This window comes from Sorangium sp. So ce296 (assembly GCF_051529605.1).
Taxonomy (GTDB): domain Bacteria; phylum Myxococcota_A; class Polyangia; order Polyangiales; family Polyangiaceae; genus Sorangium; species Sorangium cellulosum_D.
On the sequence record NZ_CP150325.1, the window covers coordinates 8,978,324 to 9,002,351 of the forward strand.

15 protein-coding genes are annotated in these 24,028 nt (G+C 70.1%); 3 read left to right on the forward strand and 12 right to left on the reverse strand.

Going from position 1 to position 24,028, the window contains the following annotated elements:
• Positions 1-12: 12 nt before the first annotated feature.
• The 6 genes from WME98_RS33225 to WME98_RS33250 form a co-directional block, all read right to left on the reverse strand.
• The gene (locus WME98_RS33225) at positions 13-816 is read right to left on the reverse strand and encodes a phosphatase PAP2 family protein (protein WP_437945709.1); all 804 of its coding nucleotides are present in this window, start codon (positions 814-816) and stop codon (positions 13-15) included.
• A complete protein-coding gene (locus WME98_RS33230) occupies positions 813-2,468 on the reverse strand; it encodes a M16 family metallopeptidase (RefSeq protein ID WP_437945710.1) in 1,656 nt (551 codons plus the stop codon). The genes WME98_RS33225 and WME98_RS33230 overlap by 4 nt, the downstream gene beginning before the upstream one ends.
• Before the next feature lie 9 nt (positions 2,469-2,477).
• The gene (locus WME98_RS33235) at positions 2,478-4,307 is read right to left on the reverse strand and encodes a M16 family metallopeptidase (protein WP_437945711.1); all 1,830 of its coding nucleotides are present in this window, start codon (positions 4,305-4,307) and stop codon (positions 2,478-2,480) included.
• Between the two features lie 101 nt (positions 4,308-4,408).
• Positions 4,409-6,865: a lysyl oxidase family protein gene (locus tag WME98_RS33240; protein WP_437945712.1), complete on the reverse strand. Its 2,457-nt coding sequence runs from the start codon at positions 6,863-6,865 to the stop codon at positions 4,409-4,411.
• A 185-nt stretch (positions 6,866-7,050) separates the two neighbouring features.
• Positions 7,051-8,907: a DUF4397 domain-containing protein gene (locus WME98_RS33245; protein ID WP_437945713.1), complete on the reverse strand. Its 1,857-nt coding sequence runs from the start codon at positions 8,905-8,907 to the stop codon at positions 7,051-7,053.
• 52 nt (positions 8,908-8,959) lie between these two features.
• A complete protein-coding gene (locus WME98_RS33250) occupies positions 8,960-11,890 on the reverse strand; it encodes a hypothetical protein (RefSeq protein WP_437945714.1) in 2,931 nt (976 codons plus the stop codon).
• Positions 11,891-12,252: 362 nt separating this feature from the next.
• Between WME98_RS33250 and WME98_RS33255 the strand changes: the two genes are divergently transcribed.
• Both WME98_RS33255 and WME98_RS33260 read left to right on the forward strand, forming a co-directional pair.
• The gene (locus WME98_RS33255) at positions 12,253-12,417 is read left to right on the forward strand and encodes a hypothetical protein (RefSeq protein ID WP_437945715.1); all 165 of its coding nucleotides are present in this window, start codon (positions 12,253-12,255) and stop codon (positions 12,415-12,417) included.
• Positions 12,418-12,494: 77 nt separating this feature from the next.
• Positions 12,495-13,094 carry a hypothetical protein gene (locus tag WME98_RS33260; protein WP_437945716.1) on the forward strand — a complete coding sequence of 200 codons (600 nt, stop codon included), beginning with the start codon at positions 12,495-12,497 and terminating at the stop codon, positions 13,092-13,094.
• Positions 13,095-13,331: 237 nt separating this feature from the next.
• Here WME98_RS33260 and WME98_RS33265 read toward each other — a convergent pair whose 3' ends face one another.
• From WME98_RS33265 to WME98_RS33285, 5 genes are all read right to left on the reverse strand, one after another.
• Positions 13,332-14,657 carry a hypothetical protein gene (locus WME98_RS33265; protein ID WP_437945717.1) on the reverse strand — a complete coding sequence of 442 codons (1,326 nt, stop codon included), beginning with the start codon at positions 14,655-14,657 and terminating at the stop codon, positions 13,332-13,334.
• 806 nt (positions 14,658-15,463) lie between these two features.
• On the reverse strand, positions 15,464-15,841 hold the full coding sequence (locus tag WME98_RS33270; RefSeq protein ID WP_437945718.1) for a hypothetical protein: 378 nt from the start codon (positions 15,839-15,841) through the stop codon (positions 15,464-15,466).
• Between the two features lie 979 nt (positions 15,842-16,820).
• Positions 16,821-17,249: a hypothetical protein gene (locus tag WME98_RS33275; RefSeq protein WP_437945719.1), complete on the reverse strand. Its 429-nt coding sequence runs from the start codon at positions 17,247-17,249 to the stop codon at positions 16,821-16,823.
• 273 nt (positions 17,250-17,522) lie between these two features.
• On the reverse strand, positions 17,523-18,725 hold the full coding sequence (locus WME98_RS33280) for a hypothetical protein (RefSeq protein ID WP_437945720.1): 1,203 nt from the start codon (positions 18,723-18,725) through the stop codon (positions 17,523-17,525).
• Between the two features lie 154 nt (positions 18,726-18,879).
• On the reverse strand, positions 18,880-19,881 hold the full coding sequence (locus WME98_RS33285) for a Vgb family protein (RefSeq protein ID WP_437945721.1): 1,002 nt from the start codon (positions 19,879-19,881) through the stop codon (positions 18,880-18,882).
• Between the two features lie 1,035 nt (positions 19,882-20,916).
• Between WME98_RS33285 and WME98_RS33290 the strand changes: the two genes are divergently transcribed.
• On the forward strand, positions 20,917-21,702 hold the full coding sequence (locus tag WME98_RS33290; protein ID WP_437945722.1) for an SDR family NAD(P)-dependent oxidoreductase: 786 nt from the start codon (positions 20,917-20,919) through the stop codon (positions 21,700-21,702).
• A gap of 4 nt (positions 21,703-21,706) precedes the next feature.
• Here WME98_RS33290 and WME98_RS33295 read toward each other — a convergent pair whose 3' ends face one another.
• On the reverse strand, positions 21,707-24,007 hold the full coding sequence (locus WME98_RS33295) for a di-heme oxidoredictase family protein (RefSeq protein WP_437945723.1): 2,301 nt from the start codon (positions 24,005-24,007) through the stop codon (positions 21,707-21,709).
• Positions 24,008-24,028: the final 21 nt, after the last annotated feature.

The window sequence follows — 24,028 nt, forward strand, 5'->3', positions numbered from 1 at the left end:
GGCGTCGCTCGATCAGAACGTCCACGACCAGGTGAACGCGGCGGGCTCCGGCGTCGGCTCGGGCAGCGCACCTGTCGCATACGGCGCCTTGCTCGGCGCGATCGGGTGGATGGCCGCGATCGCGAAGCCCGTCACGTGGCCCAGGATCATGCCGGCGCCGACGTCCTGCCACGAGTGCGCGCCCGAGCCGATCCGCAGCGCCATCGTCACCACGGTGGCCGCCTCGGCGATGGCCAGCGCGCCGAGGCGCGGCGCGGCGTCGCCGGTCGTGCGCAGCGCGAGGTTGAGCCGCGCGCCCGCGATGGCGGCGACCGGGGTGGTGTGGCCCGACGGGAAGGCGTCGAAGTCGAGATCGGTGTCTCCGCATCGATCGGTCCGCCACGAGCGCGGCCGGCACCGGCCCGCCAGGCGCTTGATCACGCTCGAGAGGCCGGTCGACAGCGCCGCGGCCTCGACCTCGATCAGCGACGTCCTGAGCGCCCGCGAGAAGGGGCGGCGGACGCCGGCGCCCGCGAGGTAGCCGCCCTCGAGGGCGTACCCGCTGCCGAGGACGAGCATCGTGCCCACGGCGGCGCCGGTGATGTCGCTGACGAGGCCGATGGTCTCGTTGCGCTCCTCGCTGGAGGCGGCGCCCCACGTCGAGCGGCGCTGGGGGAGCAGGTACGCCCCGAGCGAGGCGGTGCAGACGGCGGCGACGGCCACCTCGCCGCCCGGCGTCCCGAACGCCCAGTCGGGCGCCGCCGGGCCTGCCTGCGCGGCGGCCGTCGGGCTCCACGCCAGCGCGCACGCGAAGGCGAGCGGCGCCGCGGCTTTCACGGCTTCTTCGCTGCGGGGGGAGCTGCCGGCTGCGCCGCGGGCTTGCCGGCCTGGGGCGCCGCGGGCTTGCCGGCCTGGGGCGCCGCGGGCTTGCCGGCCTGGGGCGCCGCGGGCTTGCCGGCCGCCGGCGGCGCGGCCGTCGCGCCCGGCGCCTTCTGGACGACGACCTCGCCGAGCTGCAGCGCCGAGAGCTGCTCTCCGACGGCGCCGGCGTCGCCCACCAGCACGACCCGGAGCTGCTCGGGCACGAGGTACTTCTGCGCGACCTGCTGCACGTCCGCGGGCGTGATCCGCTGGATCCGCGCGGGCCGCGTCGCGAACTCGTCGAGCGGCAGATCGTAGACCGCGAGGCTCGCGACCGTCGACGCGGTCGCGCCCGCCGTCTCGAAGCGGGCCGGCAGCTGGCGGATGAGGTTCGCCTTGGCGTCGGCGAGCTCCTCGATCGTGACCGGCTCCCTCCGCATCCGCTCGATCTCCGCGAAGATCTCCTTCACGGCGGGGCCGGTGTTCTCCCGCACGACGGCGCCGGCCGCCGAGAACGGGCCCGCCCCGTGGCGCATGTCGAAGCTGGAGCGCGCGCCGTAGGTGTAGGCGTGCTTCTCGCGCAGGTTCAGGTTGAGCCGGCTCGAGAACTGCCCGCCGAGGAGGGTGTTCATCACGAGGAGCGCGTCGTAGTCCTTGGTCGCGCGCGGCACGCCCGGCAGCGTCACCGTCACCGACGACTGCGTGAGCCCGGGCCGGTCGACGATCACGACGCGCGGCGCGCCCGCCGCGAGCGCCGGCGGCTCGGCCGGAAGCTCCGCCTTCGCCGGGACGGGCGGCGCGCCGGTCGGGCCCTTCCAGGCGCCGAAGACCCGCTCCACCTCCTTCACCGCGTCGGCCTTGGTGATGTTCCCGGCGATGGCGACGGTCGTCAGCTCCGGCCGGAACTGCGCGGCGTGGAACCGCGCGAGGGCGCCCGCCGTGATCTTCTTCAGCGCCGCCTCGGTGCCGATCAGCGGCGCGCTGTACGGGTGACCTTCGGGGTAGAGGACCAGGCCCTGGGCGATGGAGAGGAGCGACGCGGGCCGGTCGTTCAGCTCGGCGAGCTGGGTGATGCGGCGCGAGCGCTCGCGCTCGATCTCGGCCGGCGCGAACGCCGGGTTCATGTACGCGTCGCCGAGCAGCGTGAGCATCTCGCCGAAGCGCGGCGTCAAGCTCTGGCCCTGCACGCCGCCGCCGTCGAAGTTGACCCCGGACGAGAAGCTCGCGCCGAGCTTGCCGAGCGCGTCGCTGAACTGGAGCGCGGAGCGGGTCTTGGTGCCCTGCGTGAGCATCGCCCCCGCGAACGCGCCGACGCCCGGACCGGCCTGGTCGGCGCCCCGGACGGTGGTCACGTCCACCGCGACGATCGGCAGCTCGTGCCGCTCCACGACGAGGACGCGGATCCCGTTCGCGAGCTTCGCCTCCTCGATCCGGGGCGGCACGAAGACCACCTCCGGCCCGGGGGGCGGCGGCGAGCGGCGGAAGGCGTCCGCGGGCGCGGGGGGCTGCGCCGCGGCGGTGGGCGACGCGGGCGGCGCCTTGGCGGTCGCGGCGGGCGGCGCCGGCGGGTTCGAGGCGCAGGCGGCGAGCGCCGCGGCGGCGAGCGAGACGGAGAGGATTCGTTTCATGCGCATGGCTCAACCCCCCTTCGGCGCGGCCGTGCCGGCCGCGGGCTTGTCGACGGCGGGCTTGTCGCCCGCGGGCTTCTTGATGGCCGGCGCGGGCTCGGGCCGGTCGGCCGCCGGCGCTGCCGGCGCCGCGGGCGCCGCCGTCGCGGGCTTCGCGCCCGCCGGCGCGGCGACCGCGGGCGCCGCCGCCGCGGGCTTCGCGCCCGCCGGCGTCGCAGCCACCGGCGCAGCGGCCGCGGTGTGCTTCACGAGGCGCCCGGCCTTCGGGGCGCCCGGCTTCGGCGTGACGAGCGCGATCACGCGCCTGCCCTGGGGCAGGAGATCCGTGGCCGCCTTCTGCAGGTCGGCGGCCGCGACCTGCTCGTACCTGGCCACGTCCTTCGGGAAGTACCCCGGATCGCCGGTGAGCTGGTTGTAGTTGTTGATGGCGTTCGCGCGGTTGGTCACCTGCTCCATGCTGAAGATCAGGTCCGAGAGCAGCTTCGCCCGGGCCCGGTCGTGCTCGTCCTGCGTCGGCGGCGCCTTGCGCAGCTTCTCGAGCTCGGCGTCGATCAGCTTCAGCGCCTGCTCGGGCGACTTGCCCTTCTTCAGCGTGGCCGTGATCTGGAACGTGCTGGCGAGCTGGCTCGACTGCTGGGCCGCGAACACGTCCTGCGCGATCTGGAGATCGTAGACGAGCTTCTTGTACAGCCGGCTCGTCTTGCCCGAGGCGAGGACGTTGGCGACGAGGTCGAGCTCCGCGTCGCCGGGCGCGAACATCGGCGGCGTCACCCAGCTGATCGTCACGCGGGGCAGCTCCACGTCCGCCTCGATCTCGAGGCGCTTCTCGGTCGCGAGGTCGCCGGGGTCGGGCTTCGTCACGACGGGCGGCGGGGCGCCCTTCGCGATCGGGCCGAAGTACTTTTCGACGAGCTCCTTCGCCCGGGCGCGATCGATGTCGCCCGCCACGACGAGGGTCGCGTTGTTCGGCACGTAGAACGTCTTGAAGAAGGCCCGGACGTCCTCCATCCGCGCGGCGTCGAGGTCCTCGGGCGTGCCGATGGTCAGCAGGTGGTAGGGGTGGCTCTCCGGGAACATGGCCGCGCGGAGGAACTGCGGCACGAGGCCGTAGGGCGCGTTCTCGTAGTTCTGGCGGCGCTCGTTCTTCACGACGTTGCGCTGGCTCGCGAACGTCTCCTCGTTCGCGTGATCGAGCAGCCACCCCATCCGGTCGCTCTCCAGCCAGAGCGCGAGCCCGAGCTCGTTGGCCGGGACGGTCTCGAAGTAGTTCGTGCGGTCGGCGTTGGTCGTCCCGTTGCGATCGCTCGCGCCGGCCCGCTCCAGGTACTTGAAGAACATGTCCTCGCCGACATGCTTCGAGCCCTGGAACATGATGTGCTCGAAGAGGTGGGCGAAGCCGTTCTTCCCCTTCGGCTCGTCCTTGGAGCCGACGTGGTACCAGAGGTTGACGGCGACGACGGGCGTGCGGCGATCCTCGTGCAGGATCACCTCGAGCCCGTTCTCCAGCGTGTACTTCTCGACCGGGATCATGACGCTCACGCTCGTCGTGGCCGGCGTCGCCCCTGCCGGCGCCGGCGCGGCCGGCTTGGCCCCGGTCGCGGGCTGCGCGGCCGCGGGCTTCGCCGCCGTCGCGGGCTGCGCCGCAGCGGCCGGCTTTGTCGCGGGCTGCGCCGTCGCGGGCTGCGCGGCCGTCGCGGGCTGCGCCGCAGCGGCCGGGGGCGCCGCGGCGGGGGGCGCGGCGTAGGCGGGCAACGTCAGGCCGAGCGCGGCGACGAGCGCGCTGGACAGGGACGAGAGCGCCCGGAGGCGCCTCCGTTCGGACGGATGGTTGGCTCGCATGGGCGCGGTTCTAGCGCAGATCGCCCGAGGCCGAGCGCAAACTTCGCTCGTGGCGCGCGAGGAGCGCCGCCGCGCGGGTCATGCCCGGCGGCGCGCTCCGGTCACAAGAACGGCGTGACGAACAGCTGGTACGGCCCGAAATCCACCGGCGTGCGTCCGCTCACGGTGATGGAGCCGAGGCCCCCTCCCGAGCGCATCCCGAAGATCGAGGCGTTGGCCCCGTCCGGCGCGCCCGTGCACGCCCCGAGGGGGCTGGAGCACTGGACATTGATGGGATTGCAGGCATCGTCCGCGGTCTTCAGCGTCATCGGGAATTCCGTCAGGCCGCACGACGACACGAGGATGGGGACCCCCGGGCATACGGGGACATAGTACGGCTGCTCGGGGCTGCTCGGGCCGCACACGGCCGCGGGCGGGATCGGCGCCCCGGTGGTGTCGCCGCTGAAGAGCCCGCTGCCCGCGATGACCCCGGCGCCTTCGCCGAGGCACGTCGGGCGCTCGAACCGGAGGCGCACCAGGCCGGAGTCCCCGGGCCTCACGGCCTTGACCACCACCGTGTAGGCGCCGGCCGGGAGCTTCGCCGCGAAGTGCGCCCCCAGCATGGAGCGGCCGCAGCTCCGGGCCGCGCAGCCGACCGGGGCGCCGCCGCACCCGTCGCCTTCGAGCACCGCGAGCACCGTGTCGAGCTCGGAGTCCAGGGTCCCGAGGTAGACGACCTGCTCGGACGGCAGCGTGAACCGGAAGAACACCTCGCCGCCCTCGCCGCCGCACGAGAGGGCCACGTCCGACGTGTTCTCCGCGGTGATCTGCGCGGCGTAATCCATCGGCGCCGCGAGCTCCCCCGGCGTCTCGCAGCTGTCGGCGCCCGGGATCGGCGCGCAGCCGTCGTCGGGGACGCCGTTGCAGTTCTCGTCGACCTCGTTGCCGCACACCTCGGGGAGCGGCACGACGCACCCCGCGCCCGCGCAGCCGTTGTCGGGGACGCCGTCGCAGTCCTGGTCCACGAGGTCCCCGCAGATCTCCGGCTCGGGCACGCACGCCGTGTACGCCGGGACGTGGACGGGCACCTCGACCACGTTGTTCTCGATCGACTGCTCGGCGACCGCGCCGGTCGGGTTGACGGCGACGCGGAGGATGTAATCCCCCTCGGGCACGTCCGTCACGTCGACCCACTGACACGGCACGCCGACGTCGTAGATGTCGGCCCACCCCGCGCTCAGAAAGTTGCACCCATTGCCCCCCGAGGTCGGGAAGCCCGGCGTCGCCGGGGACTCGAGATCGAGCGGTTCCATGTCCGTCAGGCAGAACGCCTGCTTGTGGCCCCGCGCGATGACCTCGCCGTTCGCGTCGACCAGCCGGTAATCGGTGAACTCCCTGAAATGGAAGTGCCCGTGGCACTGCGCGTACTCGAAGAGCGGGTTGTCGAACTCGGAGCCCGGGTCGAGGTGGGCGGGGCCAGCGTTCTCGATGCGCCCCTCGAACTGGAGGAGGTGCCGCCTGCCGGGGCCGGCGATGCACCCTTCCACGATCTCGCAGGCGTCCGCGGGGAACGTCTGGTACGAGAACTGGACCGTGTCGACGATGCGCTCCTTGTTCGGGCGCAGGTCGGGCACCATGCAGACCCCGTCCGCGCACGCGTGGCCGCTCGGGCAGCACGCGCCGCCGCACATCGCGCCGTCGCAGGCGGGGTAGTCGACGGGGAGGACGATCGTGTTGTTGTCGAAGCTCGCCTCCGCGATCGTCCTGTTCGGGTTGACGGTGATCTCGAGCTCGTAGAGCCCGGCCGGCACGCCGGTCACGTCGACGGCGTTGCACGCGACGGTGCCGGGCTGATCGACGCGCTCTCCCGGGCCGAGGCCCTGCGCGCTGCAGCTGTACTGGCCGCCCGGCATCGCGACGCAGCGCGCGTCGAGCTCGGCCTCGGCGACCGCCGCCTCGCCCTGCTTGAGGCGCGCGCGGAAGAAGCGCGGGACGACGTAGCTGTCCTCGCAGAAATTCGGCTCGAACACGGCGCTCTCCGAGGGCGCGCCGAGGTCGAGCGGCACGTCGCCGGCGTTCCTGAGCGAGACGTTGAAGCGCAGGAGCGCCCGCCGCCCGCTCGCGCCGACGCAGCCGTGCATCAGCTCGCACGCGTCCTCGCCCACGGTGATCGCGGCGAACGTGACGGGCTCTCCGCGCTGCGCGGGCTCGAGCACGAGGTCCGCCGCCGCGCAGCCGCCGTCCACGCACGCGGCGCCGGGGCTGCAGCACGCCGCGTCGCCGCAGGCGCGCGCCTCGTCGCACGCCGGCGTGCAGCCCGAGGGCTTGCCGTCCGTGTCGATCTGACACCGCGAGCCCTCGGGGCACACGAGGTCGGAGCCGGGGCAACGGATGCCCTCGGGCGCGCCGCCGCCGTCGCCGTCGCCGCCGTCGCCGCCGTCGGTGCCACCGTCGCCGCCGTTGCCGCCGGCTCCGTCGCTGCCGCCGTCGCCCGAGCTGCCGCCCCCGCCCGTGGCCGAGGAAGGCTCGGTCGGCCCGTCGTCGCCGCACGCGGCGGCCGCGAGAAGCCATGATCCCATCAACAGCGCTCCGACAACTTTCTTCATGTGCACCCTGGTCAGGAGGAGCCGACGCGCAGCGCGCGCCGGGCGGCGCCTGCCGCTCGGGCAGGCCGCCAGGCAAGCTGCGTATCGTAGGGGTGCGCGGGGAGGAAATCAGTACGGTCGAACAGTACGGTCGAAGAGATGCGCAGGGTTCCGACCGGTCAGGGGCTCGGCAGCGGCCACGGGAGCGCCGCGGGGACGGCGCCGAAGTTGCTTATGAACACGAGCTGCGCGGCGCTCGCAGGGTCGGATGAGGCCCAATCTCCCAGGAGGACGGCGGTGTACCAGGACGTTTCCACGCCTGCCGAGACACTCCGGATGGCGTCGGCCGAGCCGGCCGGTCGAACGCCCACCCACTGCTGGCCGACGGCGCGCGGCGGCGTGAACTCGACGCCAGTGCTGGCGCTCGCCGACGCGTACGCGACGTCCGTGAGCACGGGTGTAAAGGTGTCGCCTCGGGTCCCGTCTTCATTGATCGACCAGTGGCCGAGATCCACCGAGGGCGCTGTCGCCGAGGCGTTGATCAACATGACGCGCGGGGTGGTGAGCGTCCCGGGCATGTCCGGCTGAACCTTCCACAGCTTGAGCTGCAGCGCCTTCTCGCCCGTCTCGCCGGTGGTGCCAAGCAAGCCTCCCAGGTAGATCGCGCCGGGCTCCAGCGGGCCCGTCCGCTGAGCGCCGACCACCACGGTGTCACCCGAGCCGCCGGCGCCGGGCGCGACGAGCGAGAGCGTCGACTCACCCGGCGGAAGATCGGTGTACGTCGGCGCCTGCGCATACCTCAGGTTGATGGCGATCCTCTCCGTGCCCGAGTACACCGCGAGGGGCGACGGCGTGGGCGGCGGCGATGCGTGGAAGAGATAGACGAGCGGATCCCGCTTGACGAACACGGCAGGCGAGTCGTCCCCCGCCGGGACGATGAGCAGCCCGTGTGCGCGCGCGTCGCCGACGACGCGGGTCGGCTGCCCGGTCTCGATGACGAAGTACGATCGCCCGCCGACGAGCGATGCCGCAGAGAGCGAGAACGGCGCCTGACCCGTCGGACCGAAGTTCCTCGGCGCGGTGACCGTGATCGACCGGGTCGACAGGGGCACGAGCACGCCTTCTGCAGCGCTGGCGGTGAACCAGCCGGGCGCCGCGGCGGCCGTGGCGCTTTGGTCGATGTAGAACGATTTCGGATTGAACAAGACGGAGTCGGCGTTCACGAAGCGCAGGGCGACCTCGCTGCATGAAGGCGTCGTGAACTTCTCTTCTGCGATGAGAAGCCGCGGCGTCGTCGTGCCAGTCGTGCCCAGGATTCCGACGGCCACGATCGTGTAGCGCGTCCCAGGGGCAACCGTCAGTGGATCGGCCGAAATCGTGAGCGCGTCGCCTATGCCACCGCCGGTTCCGTCATCACTCCGTGCCGAGAAGGTGATCGCGTCCGCCGTGACTTTGGCGTACCTCGTGACGGACGCGGCGATCCTGCTGGGCGACACTGCCTCTGTGTCGGGTACCGGCGCCCCGTTCGCATAGAGGCGGAGCGCGGGCGGGTCGCCGACCCCCACCGGTGTGTTCGTGCGGTTCGGCAAAAGGGCGTTGACGAGCCGGACCTTGGGTTCAGGGTCGGTGTCCGGCGGCAGGCCACACTCCTCCGGATCGCCGCCGCCCGTGCCGCCAGCGCCACCCGTGCCACCAGCGCCGCCCGTGCCGCCCGTGCCACCAGCGCCACCGGCGCCACCAGCGCCGCCGGCGCCGCCAGCGCCGCCCGTGCCACCAGCGCCGCCCGTGCCACCAGCGCCGCCCATGCCGCCAGCGCCGCCCGTGCCGCCAGCGCCGCCGGCGCCACCCGTGCCGTCCTTGCCGCCCATGCCGCCGCCGCCGTCAGAGCTACCGCCCGACGACGTGCTGGCGCTGGCGCTCGTGGTCTCACCTCCGCCTTGCCCCGACGGTGACGAGGTATCGTCGTCCCCGCATGCGCTCGTGAAGATCGAAAGCCCGGCCAGCGCACCCACCATGATCAGCCATCGTTGATGCATGTTCATCGTAACACATCTCCGTGTAGCGCGTCGCACGCGCCAGAACGATTCACTACCTCGGGAACTTCAGCTCGCAGGCGTCACGCGGAACCGCGATGACTCCCTTCGTCAGCTCGTCACGCATGTAGATGTAGGCCATCACGCCGGCGTTGAAGACCGCTCTCCGGAGCCATGCATCGACCTCCGGCGAGCTCGCGTCCGCGGTGCGGAGCTCATCCGTGAGAGGATTTCTGAGCGTGCACACGTCCCTCCACATGGGCACGCCGAACTCCGGCGCCACGGCGTTGCTCACGATGAGAGCCCAATCTCCGCTCGCAGCCGCGGCGTCGTACGCGGCTCCGAACCGATGAGCATCGGTGCGGATCTCATCGCAGGCGGCGCGCGCGACGCCGAGCATGTTCGCCTTCGAACGCTTGAAAGCCTCCTTCGCGCTCGCCAGATCGAGCGGGATCGGCACCGCGGTCACGATCCGGTTGTTCACGAAGACGTTGAAGAACGTCGTTTCCTCCTCCGGGGTACGGCCGAACGAGACGGTGGTGCCCCCGGTCGCCATCCACACGAGGTACTTCGCCGCCCCGTCGGGGCCGAGGTCGTTCTCCCCTGCGTCGGGCCCATGGAACGTGGCGAGGTTCTCGTTGGGCGCCCAGCGCGGGCCGAAGAGCCCGTCCACGAAGCTCGCCACCCTTGCCCCGGAGGTCGCGCGGAGCGCTCTGGACGCGCCGGTCTGGGCGTCTCCGTAAATCCCATGGCAATTCGAGCAGATACCGGCGTAGATATGCTCCCCCGGGTTGGCCCAGTAGATCGCGCTCCACGGCTGGCGCGGCCTCCCGGTGCCCGGATTGATCATCCACTGCTCCACCGTATCGGGTTCTGGCGCATCCCCTGGGAACGCGCAGCCTGAGGCGAAGAACCCCTGAGCATAAGCCTTCTTCGCCAGCGCCTCGTGCTCGCTCGTCACCTCCTCCGCGCGGATCCAGTCGTCGAGCTTCGTCTTCCAGTCGATGTTGCGTGGGACGTACGGATAGCGCTCGGTCGTGTCCTCGAGCACCCACCCGATATCGCGATGCTCCTCGCAGTCGTGAAGGGCGCGCGCCTCCGCGGCGTCCGCCGCGCGCAGTGCGAGCTCGATCGCCTCCGGATCCTCCGGCGCCTCCTGTCCGCCACGCTCGTAATCGCGCGGCACCGACGCCCACCAGCGCGCCACGAGGACCGGCAGGCGGCAGTCCACCGACGCCGTGTGCATCGGCATGTGGAGGTTGAAGAAGGAGCTTACCTCCTCGTTCTCCACGGGCAGGTCGAACTCGCGGAGAGTCCACGCTCCCGTGGGCAGGACGACCCGACGGTAGATCCCTCCGCCCGGTATGGAGTTCTGGATGGCGAGCTCATCGAAGGACGCGGGCACACCAGGAAAGTAGGGCAGCCCGTCCGATCCCACGGTATCCATGCGAAACCCGAAGATGCCCCCGCCAGGCGACATATCCAGGCCTCGCAGCGTCGCCTTGCTCGCCACCGCATAGCCGCGCGGGTTATGGCAATGGGCGCAGTTGCCCGCCATGTAGGCCTGCATGTTCAGCTCGTCGGCGTTGCGCGGCTGGCGGGGCAGCGCAGACTCCTCCAGCTTGGGGAAGTCGTCGGGCGTGAGGGTCGCCGACGTGCCGCGCACGACACCGTAAGCGAGGAGACGCTCGAGCTGATTGAGCTCGTCGGCGAGCACGTCCGGCGTGTAGACGCCGCCTTCCCCCTTGGGTCGCTTGTGGAGCTGGAAGGGCGTGATGCCGAGGACGAAGCTCTCGCTCTCCGAGCCCGTGTGGCACGCCACGCATCGCGTCGCGCCGGGCACGGCGTAGCTCTGCAGTGCGCCGGTGGCCTCGTCGGCTGTGTAAGGGCGGACGTAGTCGGGGAACGGCTTTCCGTTCAGGTAGAGCTCCCTGCTGTCCGGTGACGCCGGATCGAGCCCGGTCCCGAGGAGCTTCGCGCTCGTCTCCTCCGCGTTCCACACGTACGTACCGAAGATCGCGTCCTCGGCCTGCTCGCGCGTCACGATGATGCGCGTCTCCATCTTGCGGTATCGCGTGCCCCCGTCGGGCTCGACCACGGCCCTGAAGAACGTCTTGTAGAAGCGGGTGTTCGGCGGGATGCGGAGCCTCTTCGTCTCCGGGTCGTACGTGATGGCCTGCCCAGCCGGGACGTGCACGAAGCGCAGCTTCGCCGCGTCGTCCGACCACAGAGGATAGGTCGGCGCGTAAGCGAACGTCCCCCTGCGCGCGAGCACCTCGGCGTCCAGCGAGACGAAGTCGGTCTCCGGCAGCTTGACCGGGAGATCCTCGAACGATCGCATCGCGGCGAAGCGCTCGTCGAGCTCCTCGTCGCGGCCGGCGATCTCGGCGTCAGGGATGCAGTTCCCGAGCTCGGTCAGCGCGTCGCCGACCTCGCGCGGCGTCACGATGTCTCCGTCCGGATCGACCTCCATGTCGCCCTTCGGGAGGACGTACGTGCCGGCGGGGCACCCCTGCTCGATCCACGCCTGCAGCCGCCGGCCGAGCGCCTCTTGCCCGCCGATCATGTAGGGCATCTCCCCGCTGAGCATGACGTCGACGGGCGTCTTGCCGCTCTTGCCGCGCGCGTTGCACAGGTTCTCCGGGGTGCCCGTGTAGGAGAAATCTCCTTGCTCTGCTGGGGCCTTGTGGCAGTTGCCACATTGAATCTCGATCTCCCCCGAAAGGTTGGCGAAGGTATCGAGGGCGTCTTCGACCGTCGCCGAGTGGCGCTGAGGGATCTGCTCGTGCGATCGGGCCGGGGCGCATAGACGCGGCAGCGTGCCACCCCCGTCACCCCCGGTGCCGCCGGTGCCGCCGGTGCCGCCGCCGTCACCTCCGCTGGTAGCGCCGCCGCCGCTCGTGCCCTCCGGGGGCGAGATTTCACCGGTGTCGTCACCTCCGCAGCTGTACCCGGCCACGGACACGACCCCGAGCAACAGCACCATCGATCTCATCGTCACCCAACGCTGACCTTGACGCATCGCTGCCAACTCCCCGGGCTCGCAGCGGCGAACCCCTTACCGTCGCGGCGGCCGAAATGCCACCGGTGAGCTCCTGGAACAACCGCGAATGCCGCCTGTCACGGACCCGTGACGCCATCGCGGTCCCATCGACGTAGATGATAGCTCTGTCATTGATTTACGCGCCGTAAGCTCGCCTCTCCCGCCGGCCATTCATGGGGAGGATGCGTTCACCGGCCAGACCTCCTACGCTGGGCGGTGTTGCGGGGTGGGCTGCCGCTCGGGCTGTCGGTGCCGAAGCTGTATTGCGCCATAGGACGCCGTGTCGAGCTCGGAGTTCGGCAGCATTGTTCGTCGGAAAGGATTACGATTGCTGGGTCAAAGCCGCCGCCGAGACGGGGCGGACCGACAACCCGCTGAAGGTGCCCTACGACATCGCCGTGCGCGAGGCGGTCGCCGCCGCGGCGTTCGTGAAGAAGTACTGGGAGCCTGACGGCGATCGCCGGGCCTGAAGCGGGTAAAGAACCGGCTGCCCGCGTCGAGCAGCGAGGACCTGCTCTCCATCGTCCATGCCGTGCAGGAGGCGCAGATGCGGCTGCTCCTCATCATCGATCCCGCGGTGGCCGACCTCGGGGAGCGCGCCCGGTTCGTCGTCGATGAGCTTGAGTCGGCGCTCCAGTTCCTGCTCGACGACGACGTCGACGAGCCGGCCGACGCGCAGCTCGCATGCATCAAGGAGTTCCACTCGCAGAACGGCCAGCGCTCCAGCGCCCTCTCCCAGGCGCTCCGGGATTACGCGGCGCTCGCAGAGTCGCTCAAGGACCGCCTGGTCGACGCGGACGAGGAGTTCGACGTGGGCCTCATCGCCGAGGCGAGGAAACTCGCGGAGGATCTGCAACGGCGAGCGCTGGAAGCGTCCCCCGAAGCCGGCGGCTCGGCCGCCGCGACCACGATCCGCAACCAGCTCCTGCACCTCATGGTCGAGCGCGTCGGCGCCATCCGGAAGACCGCGGCCCATGTCTTCCGGCGCCACCCTGAGATCGCCCGCGAGGTGACGAGCGCCTACGAACGGCGCCGGCGCGCGGCGGCGCGGCGCGAGAAGGCCCGCAAGGCCGCCGAGGCCGGACAGGCCAACGGCAAGCCGGCGGCAGCGCCCGCGCCTGGGACCCCCGCGCCCCCGACCCCGTAGACATTGGCCGGCGCTCGGCCGTCGTAGTCCCGGCCGGCTCATCGCCCGCGCGGAAACTGCGGGCGGTGCGATCATTGGCCCCAAGAGGGTTCCCATGAAGACGGGAAGGCGGGAAGATCATTCAGGTTTTCTTCCCGCCTTTCCGCCTTCATGTTCAGATGACTGCGCTATCAGACGTCTGGCCGTCGGCGCGCCGGGGGCGGACCCGGGCGGCATCAGCGAGGGAGAAAGATCGGCTCAGTGCGCGCCGTTGGCCCGCGTAAACGGCATGGCCACGCCGTTGAGGATGCGCGTTGTCTCACATACGCGGCGCCAGGGCTCGTGGTACGAGAACACGGCGCCCGTTCCCGCCGGGTCCGGTACGGTGAGCTCGGTGCCGGGCGCGGGCAGGCCCGTGAGGACGCCGGCGGGGATGGGTGGTGAGGCGAGGAACAGCGAGACGCCGGACTGCGCGCCCGTCGGGCGCGGGTGGATGTGTGTGAAGGGCGTCGCCAGCTCGGTCGGGCTATGGCAGCCGTTGCAGGTGGCGAACGCGAAGTGATGGCGCTCCACCGGGAGGAGGGGGGTCGGCAGGGTGTGATGCCAGAACGGCCCCAGCGCCGGCGGGGGCGGGGGCGAGGTCGACTCGCCGCCGAGCATCGCGGGCGGGACCGGCGTCTGGGTGAAGTCCATCAGGTTCGTCGATCCGGTGAAGAACGCGTTGGCGTCGAGGTAGCCGTCGAGCACGCCCGACGCGTTGAGCGAGTCGTCCGGCGTCTGCTTGGTCGTGTCCGGCAGGAGCAGCGCGGCGTTCGGGCCGAAGCCGACCTGCTGAAGAGTGCTCTCACGGAGCTTCCAGTCGGGCCCGAAGACGATCTCGTTGGTGCGCACCTGGGCGATGGCGCTGCCTGCGTTGAGCGCGCCGGGCTCGGCCCCGGGCGAGGTGATGTCGGTGAGCAGCGACTCGAGCAGGGCGAGGTACGGAGGCGAGCCGATGGGGCCGAGCGCCGGATCGCTCAGCTTGTGAAAGCCGTTGGCCCAGTCGAAGGTCGTGGCCGGAGCACCGCCGCGTTGCGAGGGGAGGAGGTACTCGAAGATGACCGTGGCCGGGAGGGGACCGCCGCTCGGAAGGTCGAAGATGCCGAACACGAAGCGCACCTCGCCCGGGCTCGGGGGGCCGCCGTAGAGGGGCATGGGGTCTTGCAGATCCGCGCGGTTGAGGATCGCGAGCAGGCGGAAGGGCGCTTGCTGGAGATCGAGCGGGCACGCGCCCGGGCCGACGATGGGCGCGCCCGCCGGACAACCGCTGGCGACGAGCCAAGGATCGATGAGCACGGGCCGGATGCCGGGCCGCGCCGGTGCGGCGAAGCCGTTGACGACGAGCGGCACCTCCCATTGATGCAGCCACTCGGCCACGAACTGCTGCGGGGGCATCGTGCCCGCCATCTGGCTCATGAGCGCGCCGAAGGTCCACGCGCCCGGCGTACCGCCGAACGGGCAGAAGCCGGACCAGGTGGTGCGACAGGGGTCATCGACGACGGCGACGTCGCGGATGAGCAGCTCGCGGTCGAAGTCGACGGGCAAGGCGAGAGGCGGCCATAACACGGGGTTGAGGTAGTCGCAATCGGAGACGATAGCTTGTGCCGCCTCGCCGATCGGGCCCTCGTCGCCGGAGCCCGAGGTGCGGGAGTCGAGGGTGCATGCGCTGATCGCGAGGACGGCGAATGCGCATAGTATTGATGTTTTTCGCATGGGATGAAGCGGTCCTTTCTTGCGCAGGCCGCGGCCTGGTAACCGCCGGAGCGCACTGCGCGAAACGCCGCGCCCGGAGCGGCCCCGGACGCGACGCGAGGACATGGAATAATTGTATGCCCAGCTGCTTGGGCAACGGCGGGTTGGAGCTTTCGTGTCGGCCAGCCTCGCAAGGGCTGAACGCTTAGCGTGCGGCGCGGCGGAGGCTCTTCCACCTCCCTCCTGGAAACGTGACGCTGTATCAACAACTGTGGTACCAGGCGCCCTGCAAGATCATGGAAGCAAGCGAGCATGTTCCGGTATGGCGCTCAGGATCAGACAGTTCGGGCGGTGAGCGCTTGCGATGGGGACAGCTGCCCGCGTAAGCTCATGAATTTCTGGGGTTCTACGCGAGCGCCGCGATGGACGCACAAGAGCTCGCCATCGCCGGTCGGAACAAGAGCGAGGTGATGAGCGGCTGCAGGACGTCAAAGACGATCCGAGCAACGCTGCTCGCCGACCAGGGGTGCTACTGGGACACGGCCATCCCCACCAGGTGGCAAGGACGACGCGTTCAACTCATGAAATCCGGCGCACGGCGAGGCGCTCCGCGAGTACGACGCGACCGGCGAACTGTCAGGACAATAGGACGAGATGAATCAGGGGCAGTAGCAGCCGAGCGGGAAGTAGAACGGGTCGCTCGAATCCATGCACGAGATGAAGCCGTGGTCCATCAGCATGTTCTCGAACGCCTGGGCTTCGTGCCAGTCGTAGTAGCCCAAGGCCCAGTCTAGGAAACCTTGCTCATAGAGGTCGCGACTTCCGTTGCCCTCGTTGAGGTACAGGAAGAGCGCCAACGGGTACCCACCCCAGCGGCCATTGTTCGGGGTCGGCTCCACGCCGTTGACCTTGAGCAACTTGTTGTCGCCCGGAATGTGCGCCTCGAGGCCGGCGTACACGAGCGCGTCGACATTGTTCGCGGCGATCTTGCCCAGGCACTCGGAGACCGAGTCTACCTCCTCGCATTCGGGGTACATCCCGACATCGACGACCACCTCGACATTGGCGCAGAAGTTGGTGCAGCCAGTGCGGGCCTTGAACACATTGGTCGCGTGCGAAGCGTCGTCGGGGCGGTAGAGCTTGATGGGGCTCGACGGGTTCGACGGGGGGCTCCATGGAGGGATCGCCGTGCCCGCCATGAACTCGCCCCACGTGTCGAAGTTGGCGCAGCTGGGGCGTCACCGTCGCCGCAGAACGCGCCCAACACATAGCTCACAGGGAGCGGCGCCACCGGCGGCGGGTCGAAGATCGCATTGTTGGCGGTCTGGGAGTCATCCGTCAAGAGCACGACGGCGTCCCTCGCGATGCTATGGTCTACCTCGTAATAGCCCGAAGGGTTGTTCAGGGGCCGAGACATCGGGGCGATCGACTGGCCCGGGCTCCCGTTGCAATACGTCACGCCGCCATAAACCACCGGTTGGCCGCGCATGCACTTCTCGCCGTTGCTGTTCCCGGTACCGAGGTAGGTGAGGTCCCAGTCGAGCCCCGCCGCGAAGATCGCATCCGTGATCGCGTTGAACATCACGTCCGACCCGAAGAAGCCCTTAGCATCCGGACCGGTCAGCTCGTCCTGCGACTCGCCCAAGGCCAATCCCTCGTCCGTGCCGCTCACGGCGCATGCAGCGAGGCCGAGGACCGAAAGTACCGAAGAAAAACAACTTGCCCATCTTGTACATATTCATCTCCGTCGTTCAGAGTGACGATGCGCCTGAGCACCTTGATCGTCTCGTGCACCGGCGCGCATCGATCAAACCAGCAAGCCAACGAAGACCGCCTGACGGCCGAAGCGCTCGTCGGCGAACGGTGAAGTCGCTATCTCTCGCGGCGCACGGTGCTCAGCGGGTGATGAGAAGGGGGCGTGCCTGAGCGCGCCGCGCTGGCCATGTGCGTCGAACGGAGCGCGCCTGCCGCAATGGATCGCGCGGCGCGCTCCGTCCTTTGTCATCAGATATCAGCTCAGCACTTGCCGGCGCCGCAGGCGAGCGGGGTGTAGCCCGGAGCGAGCGGATCCTTGCACCGGATGAAGCCGTTTTGCCACAGCCTGTCCTCGAACAGCCGGCGCTCGCGGCGGAGGGCCCAGTCCAGGAAGTCCTCCTCGAAGGAGTCGATAGTCCCTGCGCCCTCGTTGAGGTAGAGGAAGCGAGCGTACTTGTACGCGGTGCCCGGGCTCGTGATGAGCGCGCGGATGTTGGCCTCGGTCGGGGCCACGCCGTCGATCACGAGGGCCTTGTTTTCGTAGGTGCCCGAGGCGATCTTCGCCCCGAGGCCCGCGTAGCCGATCACATTGGCGCTCGCGCCCGCGAGCTTGCCGATGCAAACGGTGGCCGAGTCGGTCTGCAGGCAGGGCGCGTTCGCCGTCGGAGGGCCCATCTTCTTCACGTTCATCTCCATCGTTCAGAGTGACGGTGCGCCAGTGCACCTCGATCATCTCGGTGCACCGGTATGCATCGATCAAGCCAGCAGGCCAACGAAGACCGCTGACAGCTGAAGCGCCTATCGCAGGTAGTGAAGTGGCTGTCTCTCGCGGCGCACGGCGTTCATCGGGTGATGAGAAGGGGGCGGGCATGAGCGCGCCGCGCTGGCCGTGCGTGTCGAACGGAGCGCGCCTGCCGCGATGGATCGCGCGGCGCGCTCCGTCCTTCGTCATCAGATATCAGCTCAGCACTTGCCGGGGCCGCAGGCGAGCGGGGCGTAGCCCGGAGCGAGCGGATCCTTGCACCGGATGAAGCCGTTTTGGAACAGCTTGTCCTCGAACTGCCGGGCCGTCGTCGAATTCCCCCCCGGGGCGCGGCCGAGGGCCCAGTCCCGGAAGTCCTCCTCGAAGGCGTCGAGAGTTCCGTTGCCCTCGTTGAGGTAGAGGAAGCGAGCGTACTTGTACGCGGTGCTCGGGCTCGTGATGAGCGCGCGGATGTTGGCCTCGGTCGGGGCCACGCCGTCGATCACGAGGGCCTTGTTTTCGTAGGTGCCCGAGGCGATCTTCGCCCCGAGGCCCGCGTAGCCGATCACATTGGCGCTCGCGCCCGCGAGCTTGCCGATGCAAACGGTGGCCGAGTCGGTCTGCAGGCAGGGCGCGTTCGCCGTCGGAGGGTTCGCCACGAGCGACGAGGTCCCCGCCGCGTCGGTCGAGAGCCGCGGCCCGGCCACCAGGTCCTCCACCACGATATTTACACCCCCGGTACGCACGCTCGGAAGAGCGGGGGCCGGGCAGAAGGCCGAGCAGTTGTTCTTCTCCTTGAAGACCTCGGTCGTGCCCGAAGCGTCGTCGCGGCGATAGCGCACGAGGTCGGCCGAGGGGTTCGTCGACCCCGAGGTGAACTCGGTCCACGTGTCGACCGTGCAGCCGGTCCCGTTCCTCTTACCGTTTACGTCGAGGCCGGTCCCGCAGAACGCATCTGCGACAGCCGTCGACGTCGCGCCGGTCGCGGACTGGTCCGCAGCCTTATCGGACCAGATAGCGATGGCGTCGAGCCCGATGCGGTTGGACTTCTCGCCGGTCTGACAAGTGCCGTCGAAGTCCCTGGACATCGGGGCGATCGCCTGGTCCTTGGTCCCGTTGCAGTACGTCACGCCGCCACAAGTCACGGGCCCGCTGCCTTCCAGGCACTTCTCGCCGTTGCCCGACCCGGTACCGAGGTAGGTGAGGTTGCCGCCGCCCCACGTGGCGATCGCGGCCGTGATCGCGTCCTTCAGCGTATCCGACCCGAAGAAGCCCCCGACGACGGTGCCGTTGCAGGTGACCAGTGCGTCCTGCGACTCGCCCAGGACCTCTTCTGCCTGGTCCGCGCTGCCCACGGCGCACGCCGCGAGGCCGAGGACCGAGAGCGCCGAAAGGACCAATTTGCCCATCTTCTTCATGTTCATCTCCATCGTTCAGAGTGACGGTGCGCCTGTGCACCTCGATCGTCTCGGTGCACCGGTGCACATCGTTCAATGCAGCAGTCCAAGGAAAACCGCCTGGCCGTCGAAGCGCTCGCTGTCAGGCGGTCAAGTCTCTATCTCTCGCGACGTGGGCCGTTCAGTGGGTGGTCACCGCGCGGATCTTGCCGAGGCGCTTCCCCAGCCGCTCGGTGAACCAGATGTCGAGGAGGCCGCACCCCTGGAGCGAGGGGAACAGGGTGATCCCGAACGGACGAGAGTTGGCGATCGGGAGATCGAACTCGGTGATGACGCCGCTCGTGGTGATGCGTCCGATCTTGTTCCCGAACTGCTCCGTGAACCAGAGATGGCCGTCCACCCCGAGGGTGATGGAGGTGGGCGCGCGGCCCGGCGCGGGGAGCGCAAACTCCGTCACGGTTCCGCTAGTGTCGATCTTCGCGATCGCGTTCGCCGTGGTGAACCAGATTTTGAGGTCGGGCCCGAGCGTCATCGAGTTCGGGCTCAAGGCCGAGGGCGACAGCGGGTACTCGGTCACGGTCCCGGACGTGCTGATCTTCGCGATCTTGCTCGTGAACGACTCCGCGACCCAGAGGTTTCCATCGACTCCAGCTGCGATCCCGTGAGGTTGGCTATTGGCGGTCGGCAGCGCGAACTCGGTGATCACCCCGTGCGGCGTGATGCGTCCGACCCGGTTGCCGAGGAGCTCGGTGAACCACAGGTTCCCGTCGAATCCCAGCGTGATTGCGAACGGGTTCGAGTTGGCCGTCGGGATGTCGTACTCGGTCACGATGCCGCTCGTCGTGATCGCCCCGATCCGGTTGCTCCCCTGCTCGGTGAACCAGATCCGGCCATCCGGACCGACGGTGATGCCGAGCGGGGCCGATCCGTCCGCAAGCGGGTACTCGGTCACGTTGCCGCTGGAATCTACGGCCGCGAGCTTGTGGACGGAGGTCTCGACGAACCAGAGGCGGTTATCAGGGCCAAAGGTGATGTTCCCCGGCGTGGCGTCCGAAGGAATGGCGTACTCGGTGATGTCACCCGCGGCCGCCGCCGGGCAATGCCCGGCGCTCGCGTGCTCCGCCTGCGCCATCAACGCGGCGCCGACCATCATCGACAAGGCAACAATCGACTTCTTCTTCATGTTGTTCTCTATCAGGGTTAGGGTTTGAGGTTGAGCGCGTCTCGCGAGATCTCCTGTCACGAATCTGTGGATGCCGCGGCGGCGCCGCGCGCCGGCGTCGCTCGTCGGGAGCGTCGCTACGCGCGCTCTCGACCGCTGCCTCTTCGCGCTCACGCTCGTCCGCGGCCCGTCACGATCCCGCTCGGCGCCCCGTTCGGAGCTGCGTCGGCAAACTGCGTGCACACACGGTGCGTCCCCCATTCCCTCCCCGGATACGGATTCCGTCCTATGTCGATTCGCACCTGTTTGCTCGTAAGACGAGCCCTATTGCCGCGGAGCGAATCACGTCCCGCGGTTCGGGCGGGTGTCGGCGCCAGGCGCGCGCGATGAGAACGCAACGCCGAGACCGCGCGCCGGCCGGACCCGCCAAACAGGTTGTACGAACGGCCATGGCTGCATGGAGCTGATGGCCGGACCCGCTGGGTCACCCCCACGATCGCGAACTGCCACCGCGGCGCTGCCAGCCGGCGGAGCGAGGACGAGCCGCGCTCCTGCCTTTGCTGGTCACCCCGCGTCAGAAAGCACTGGTGACGCGCTCGAACGCTCAAGCATCTGCGCGGTTCGGGCGCGTCGATGCAATCGAGACACTCACGTCATAGCTCGCTATGCGGGGAGACGGCAGCCTTTGCCCCCCGGCGGCTTCATGTGCGGGGGAATATAGTCGGCGCACAAACGAAATGCGCGAAGATTGTGTTACGTGTTACCGACGCGTTTCCGGTGATTATGGCGCAATCGTGTTGTCGTCGATCGGCGCAGCGCATGCGTTCGAAATCGATTCGTCTGGCAGCTCTGCGACGATCCTGTGCCGGATCGGTATAGCGTCCGCGCACGACATGCCGCTCCTGCGAGAGCAGGCGCCCCGCCTCCAGGGAGCTGCGTCCGCGAGCGGGGGCGCAGGAGCGCGACCGCCGGCTTGCCGCCCCTCGGCCCGCGCTGCCGGCGGCCGCCGGCGGCAATTTGTCCCCCGCCGTCCGGAGGGTCTATACTCCCGCCGACATGGCTCCTGTCGTCGTCATCACCGGTGCATCCAGCGGAATCGGTCGGGCGCTCGCGTTCTCCTGGGCGAAGCGCGGGGCGAGCGTGGTGCTCAGCGCGCGCGGGCGCGAGGCGCTCGATCGCGCCGTCGAGGAGGTGCGCGCGGCGGGCGGCGACGCCCTCGCCGTGGCCGGCGACGTGACCGCCGAGGAGGACCGCAAGGCGCTCTGCGAGCGGACGCTCGACACCTACGGCCGGCTCGACGTGCTGGTGAACAACGCCGGGCGCGGCTACTACGCGCCGTCGCTGGAGATCGACCCCGCCGAGCTCGAGGCGATCTACCGGCTCAACGTCGTCGCGCCCGTGCGCCTCGCGCAGCTCGCGATCGAGCCCCTCTCGGCCGCGCAGGGGACGATCGTCATGGTCTCCTCGATCGCGGGGCTCGTCGCCGCGCCGCGGATGGGCGCGTACGCCTCGTCGAAGTTCGCGCTGGAGGCGCTCTCGATGTCGCTCCGCGCGGAGCTCTCCTCGCGGGGCGTGCGCGTGCTCGTGGTGCGCCCGGGCCCGGTCGCGACCCCGTTCCACGCGAACGCCGTGGTCACCGACGACAACGTCGGCTACCGCCCGCCGGGCCACAAGCCGCAGAGCCCCGAGGAGGTCGCCGAGGGGATCGTGCGCGCCGTCGAGGCGCGCCAGGACGTCTGGGAGACGAGCCTCTTCGTGAAGACGGCGAGCCTCGCCGCCCGCGTGGCGCCCGGCCCGATGCGCTGGATCTCGAAGCGGATGGCGCGCCGCTCGGGGCTCTGAGCGCTCAGAGCGAGCGAAGGAAGGCGATGACGGCGTCGCGGTCCTCCCTGCGGAGCGCCACGAAGCGCTGCTTCGCGGCGTCCGCCTCGCCGCCGTGCCACAGGATCGCCTCGACGACGTCCCGCGCGCGGCCGTCGTGCAGGAGCTGGGTGTGGCCGTTCACCGCCTCGAGCAGCCCGATGCCCCAGAGCGGCGGCGTCCGCCACTCGCGCGGCCCCGCCAGGGCTTCGCTCGTCGACGTGTCCGCGAGCGCCTCGCCCATGTCGTGGAGGAGCAGATCGCTGTAGGGGTGGATGATCTGATCGCGCAGCTCGACGAACGGGTGATGGCTGCCCGTCTTCATCGAGGGGACGTGGCAGCTCGCGCACCCTGCCTGGCTGAACAGCACCTCGCCGCGCTGGACCGCCGGGTCCGCCGTGTCGCGGCGCGGCGGCACGCCGAGCGCGCGCATGTAGGCCGCCATCCGATCGAGATCCTCGTCGGAGAGCTCCGGCGCCCCGCTCGCGCTGGCCTGGCAGCCCGCCTGCTTCTCGCCGCACTCCTCGACCGGGAACAGGCTCGTCGTCACGCCCATGTCCGCGACCAGCGCGTCGGCGACCTGGTGGGGCACGCTCACCTTGCCCGCCTTCCAGCCGAAGCGCCCCAGCCGCAGCGCCCCCGAGATCGGATCCGGGATCAGGTTCGGACGGCCCGAGATGCCGTCCTGGTTGCAGTCCATCCCGTCCGCGCGCTCGAGCACCGCCTCCTCCGTGATCGCCTCGAGGAGGCCCATGCCCACGACCGGCCGGGCGACGCGGACCGAGTAGCGCGCGATCTGCCCCGCGGTGAGCCCGTCGAAGCGGAACGTGGGCCGGCGCAGGACATACGGCGTGCCGTCGGGGAGCTGCCCGGGCTCCTCCGCGTAGGCCACGGTGGCCGTGCCCTCGCCGGGGCGCCCGTCGGGCCCCTTGTCCTGCAGCTGCCGGCCGTACATCGGGTCTGTCGCGGGCTTGCCGTCGGCGCCCGCCCCGGCGCCGAACAGCTTCACGACGGCGGTCTCCATCGCCTCCCCGGGCTCGGGCGGGGCGCCGCGACCGTTGTGGATGTGACAGCCCGCGCACGTGGTCTGGTTCGAGAGCGGCCCCGCCTTGCCCGCGTGCTCGTCGAAGGCGGGATTGCCGCCCTCGGTGTGCTCGCCGGTGGCGAAGTCGGTGTGAAACAGGCGGCGCCCCTCGAGGAAGCGCTGGATCGAGCCCTCCTGGATGTTCAGCGCCATCTGCTCGTAATAGAGGTGCGGCTCCGCGTAGATGTACGGGATCGTCCCGTCACCGCCCGACAGCGCAGCCTCGTTCGGCTGGTCGAACGGCGTCAGCTCGCCGCTGCCGACGCGGTAGCGGAACGTGTCGCTGTAATAGCTGGTCCTCCCCTCGACGGTGGCCGGGTCGAGGAACACCCCGAACTCGAACTCGAGCAGATCGCCCTCGCGGATCTCCCTGCCTTCCCTGGCGTTGCGATCCACGACGAACTCCCAGTGGGTGCTCGTGACGCGGTCCATGCCGTTGTTCGAGTGGAACACGTTGCCGTCGCCCGTGTACCAGCAGCGGAAGTTGATCACCTGCGTGTCCGACGCCTTCGCGTTCGGGAGCCAGGTGAACTTGACCGTGCTGCCGCCCGCCGGGATCGCGTCCTCGACGATGAACTTGTAGCTGCGGTTCTCGAAATAGCGCGGCTGGAACGGGCTGAACTCTTCCTCTCGCTCGTGGCGGCCGCGGACGCGCCCCGCCGCCTCGAGCGTGATCGTCCCGTCCGCGGCCGTCGTGGTGATCGCCTTGCCGCCCGCGGCCGGGGGGAACAGGGGGGCGATCTGGCCGCTCACGCCGGAGCACTCGCCGGGGTCGACCTCGCCGCCGGGGCAGGTCGCGGCGGGCGGCGCACCCGAGGAGAAATAGGCGTAGATGGCCTCGATGTCGGCCGACGTGATCGCCTGTTCGCCGAAGCCCGGCATGCGGCCTTTGCCGGTGCGCACCTGCGCCGTGAACGCCTCCAGGGAGCCGTCGAAGGCGAACAGATCGGGAAACCCGCCGCTCGTCCCGCCGTGGGCGCTGTGGCACCCGCCGCAATTGAGCGCGAACGCCCGTGGCAGCGACGGCCCGCCGTCCGCCTCCACGCACGGCGCAGGAGGGGGATCGCCTCCGCCGCCCCCGCCGTCCGGCGGCGCGCCCCCGCCGCCCGGCGGGGGAGACGCCGGCGACGGGTCGCCCGAGCACCCGAGCCCTGCCGCGCAGGTCGCGAGCAGCCCGAGCGTGACGTGGAGACCCCGAGACAATAGCCGACGTGAGCGGCGTTC

Coding starts and splice junctions, on each gene's coding strand:
- WME98_RS33230 (WP_437945710.1), bottom strand. CDS start 2,468: ATGAAACGAATCCTCTCCGTCTCGCTCGCCGCCGCGGCGCTCGCCGCC.
- WME98_RS33235 (WP_437945711.1), bottom strand. CDS start 4,307: ATGCGAGCCAACCATCCGTCCGAACGGAGGCGCCTCCGGGCGCTCTCG.
- WME98_RS33240 (WP_437945712.1), bottom strand. CDS start 6,865: ATGGGATCATGGCTTCTCGCGGCCGCCGCGTGCGGCGACGACGGGCCG.
- WME98_RS33245 (WP_437945713.1), bottom strand. CDS start 8,907: ATGCATCAACGATGGCTGATCATGGTGGGTGCGCTGGCCGGGCTTTCG.
- WME98_RS33250 (WP_437945714.1), bottom strand. CDS start 11,890: ATGGTGCTGTTGCTCGGGGTCGTGTCCGTGGCCGGGTACAGCTGCGGA.
- WME98_RS33260 (WP_437945716.1), top strand. CDS start 12,495: ATGCGGCTGCTCCTCATCATCGATCCCGCGGTGGCCGACCTCGGGGAG.
- WME98_RS33270 (WP_437945718.1), bottom strand. CDS start 15,841: ATGTACCCCGAATGCGAGGAGGTAGACTCGGTCTCCGAGTGCCTGGGC.
- WME98_RS33275 (WP_437945719.1), bottom strand. CDS start 17,249: ATGAACGTGAAGAAGATGGGCCCTCCGACGGCGAACGCGCCCTGCCTG.
- WME98_RS33280 (WP_437945720.1), bottom strand. CDS start 18,725: ATGAACATGAAGAAGATGGGCAAATTGGTCCTTTCGGCGCTCTCGGTC.
- WME98_RS33285 (WP_437945721.1), bottom strand. CDS start 19,881: ATGAAGAAGAAGTCGATTGTTGCCTTGTCGATGATGGTCGGCGCCGCG.
- WME98_RS33290 (WP_437945722.1), top strand. CDS start 20,917: ATGGCTCCTGTCGTCGTCATCACCGGTGCATCCAGCGGAATCGGTCGG.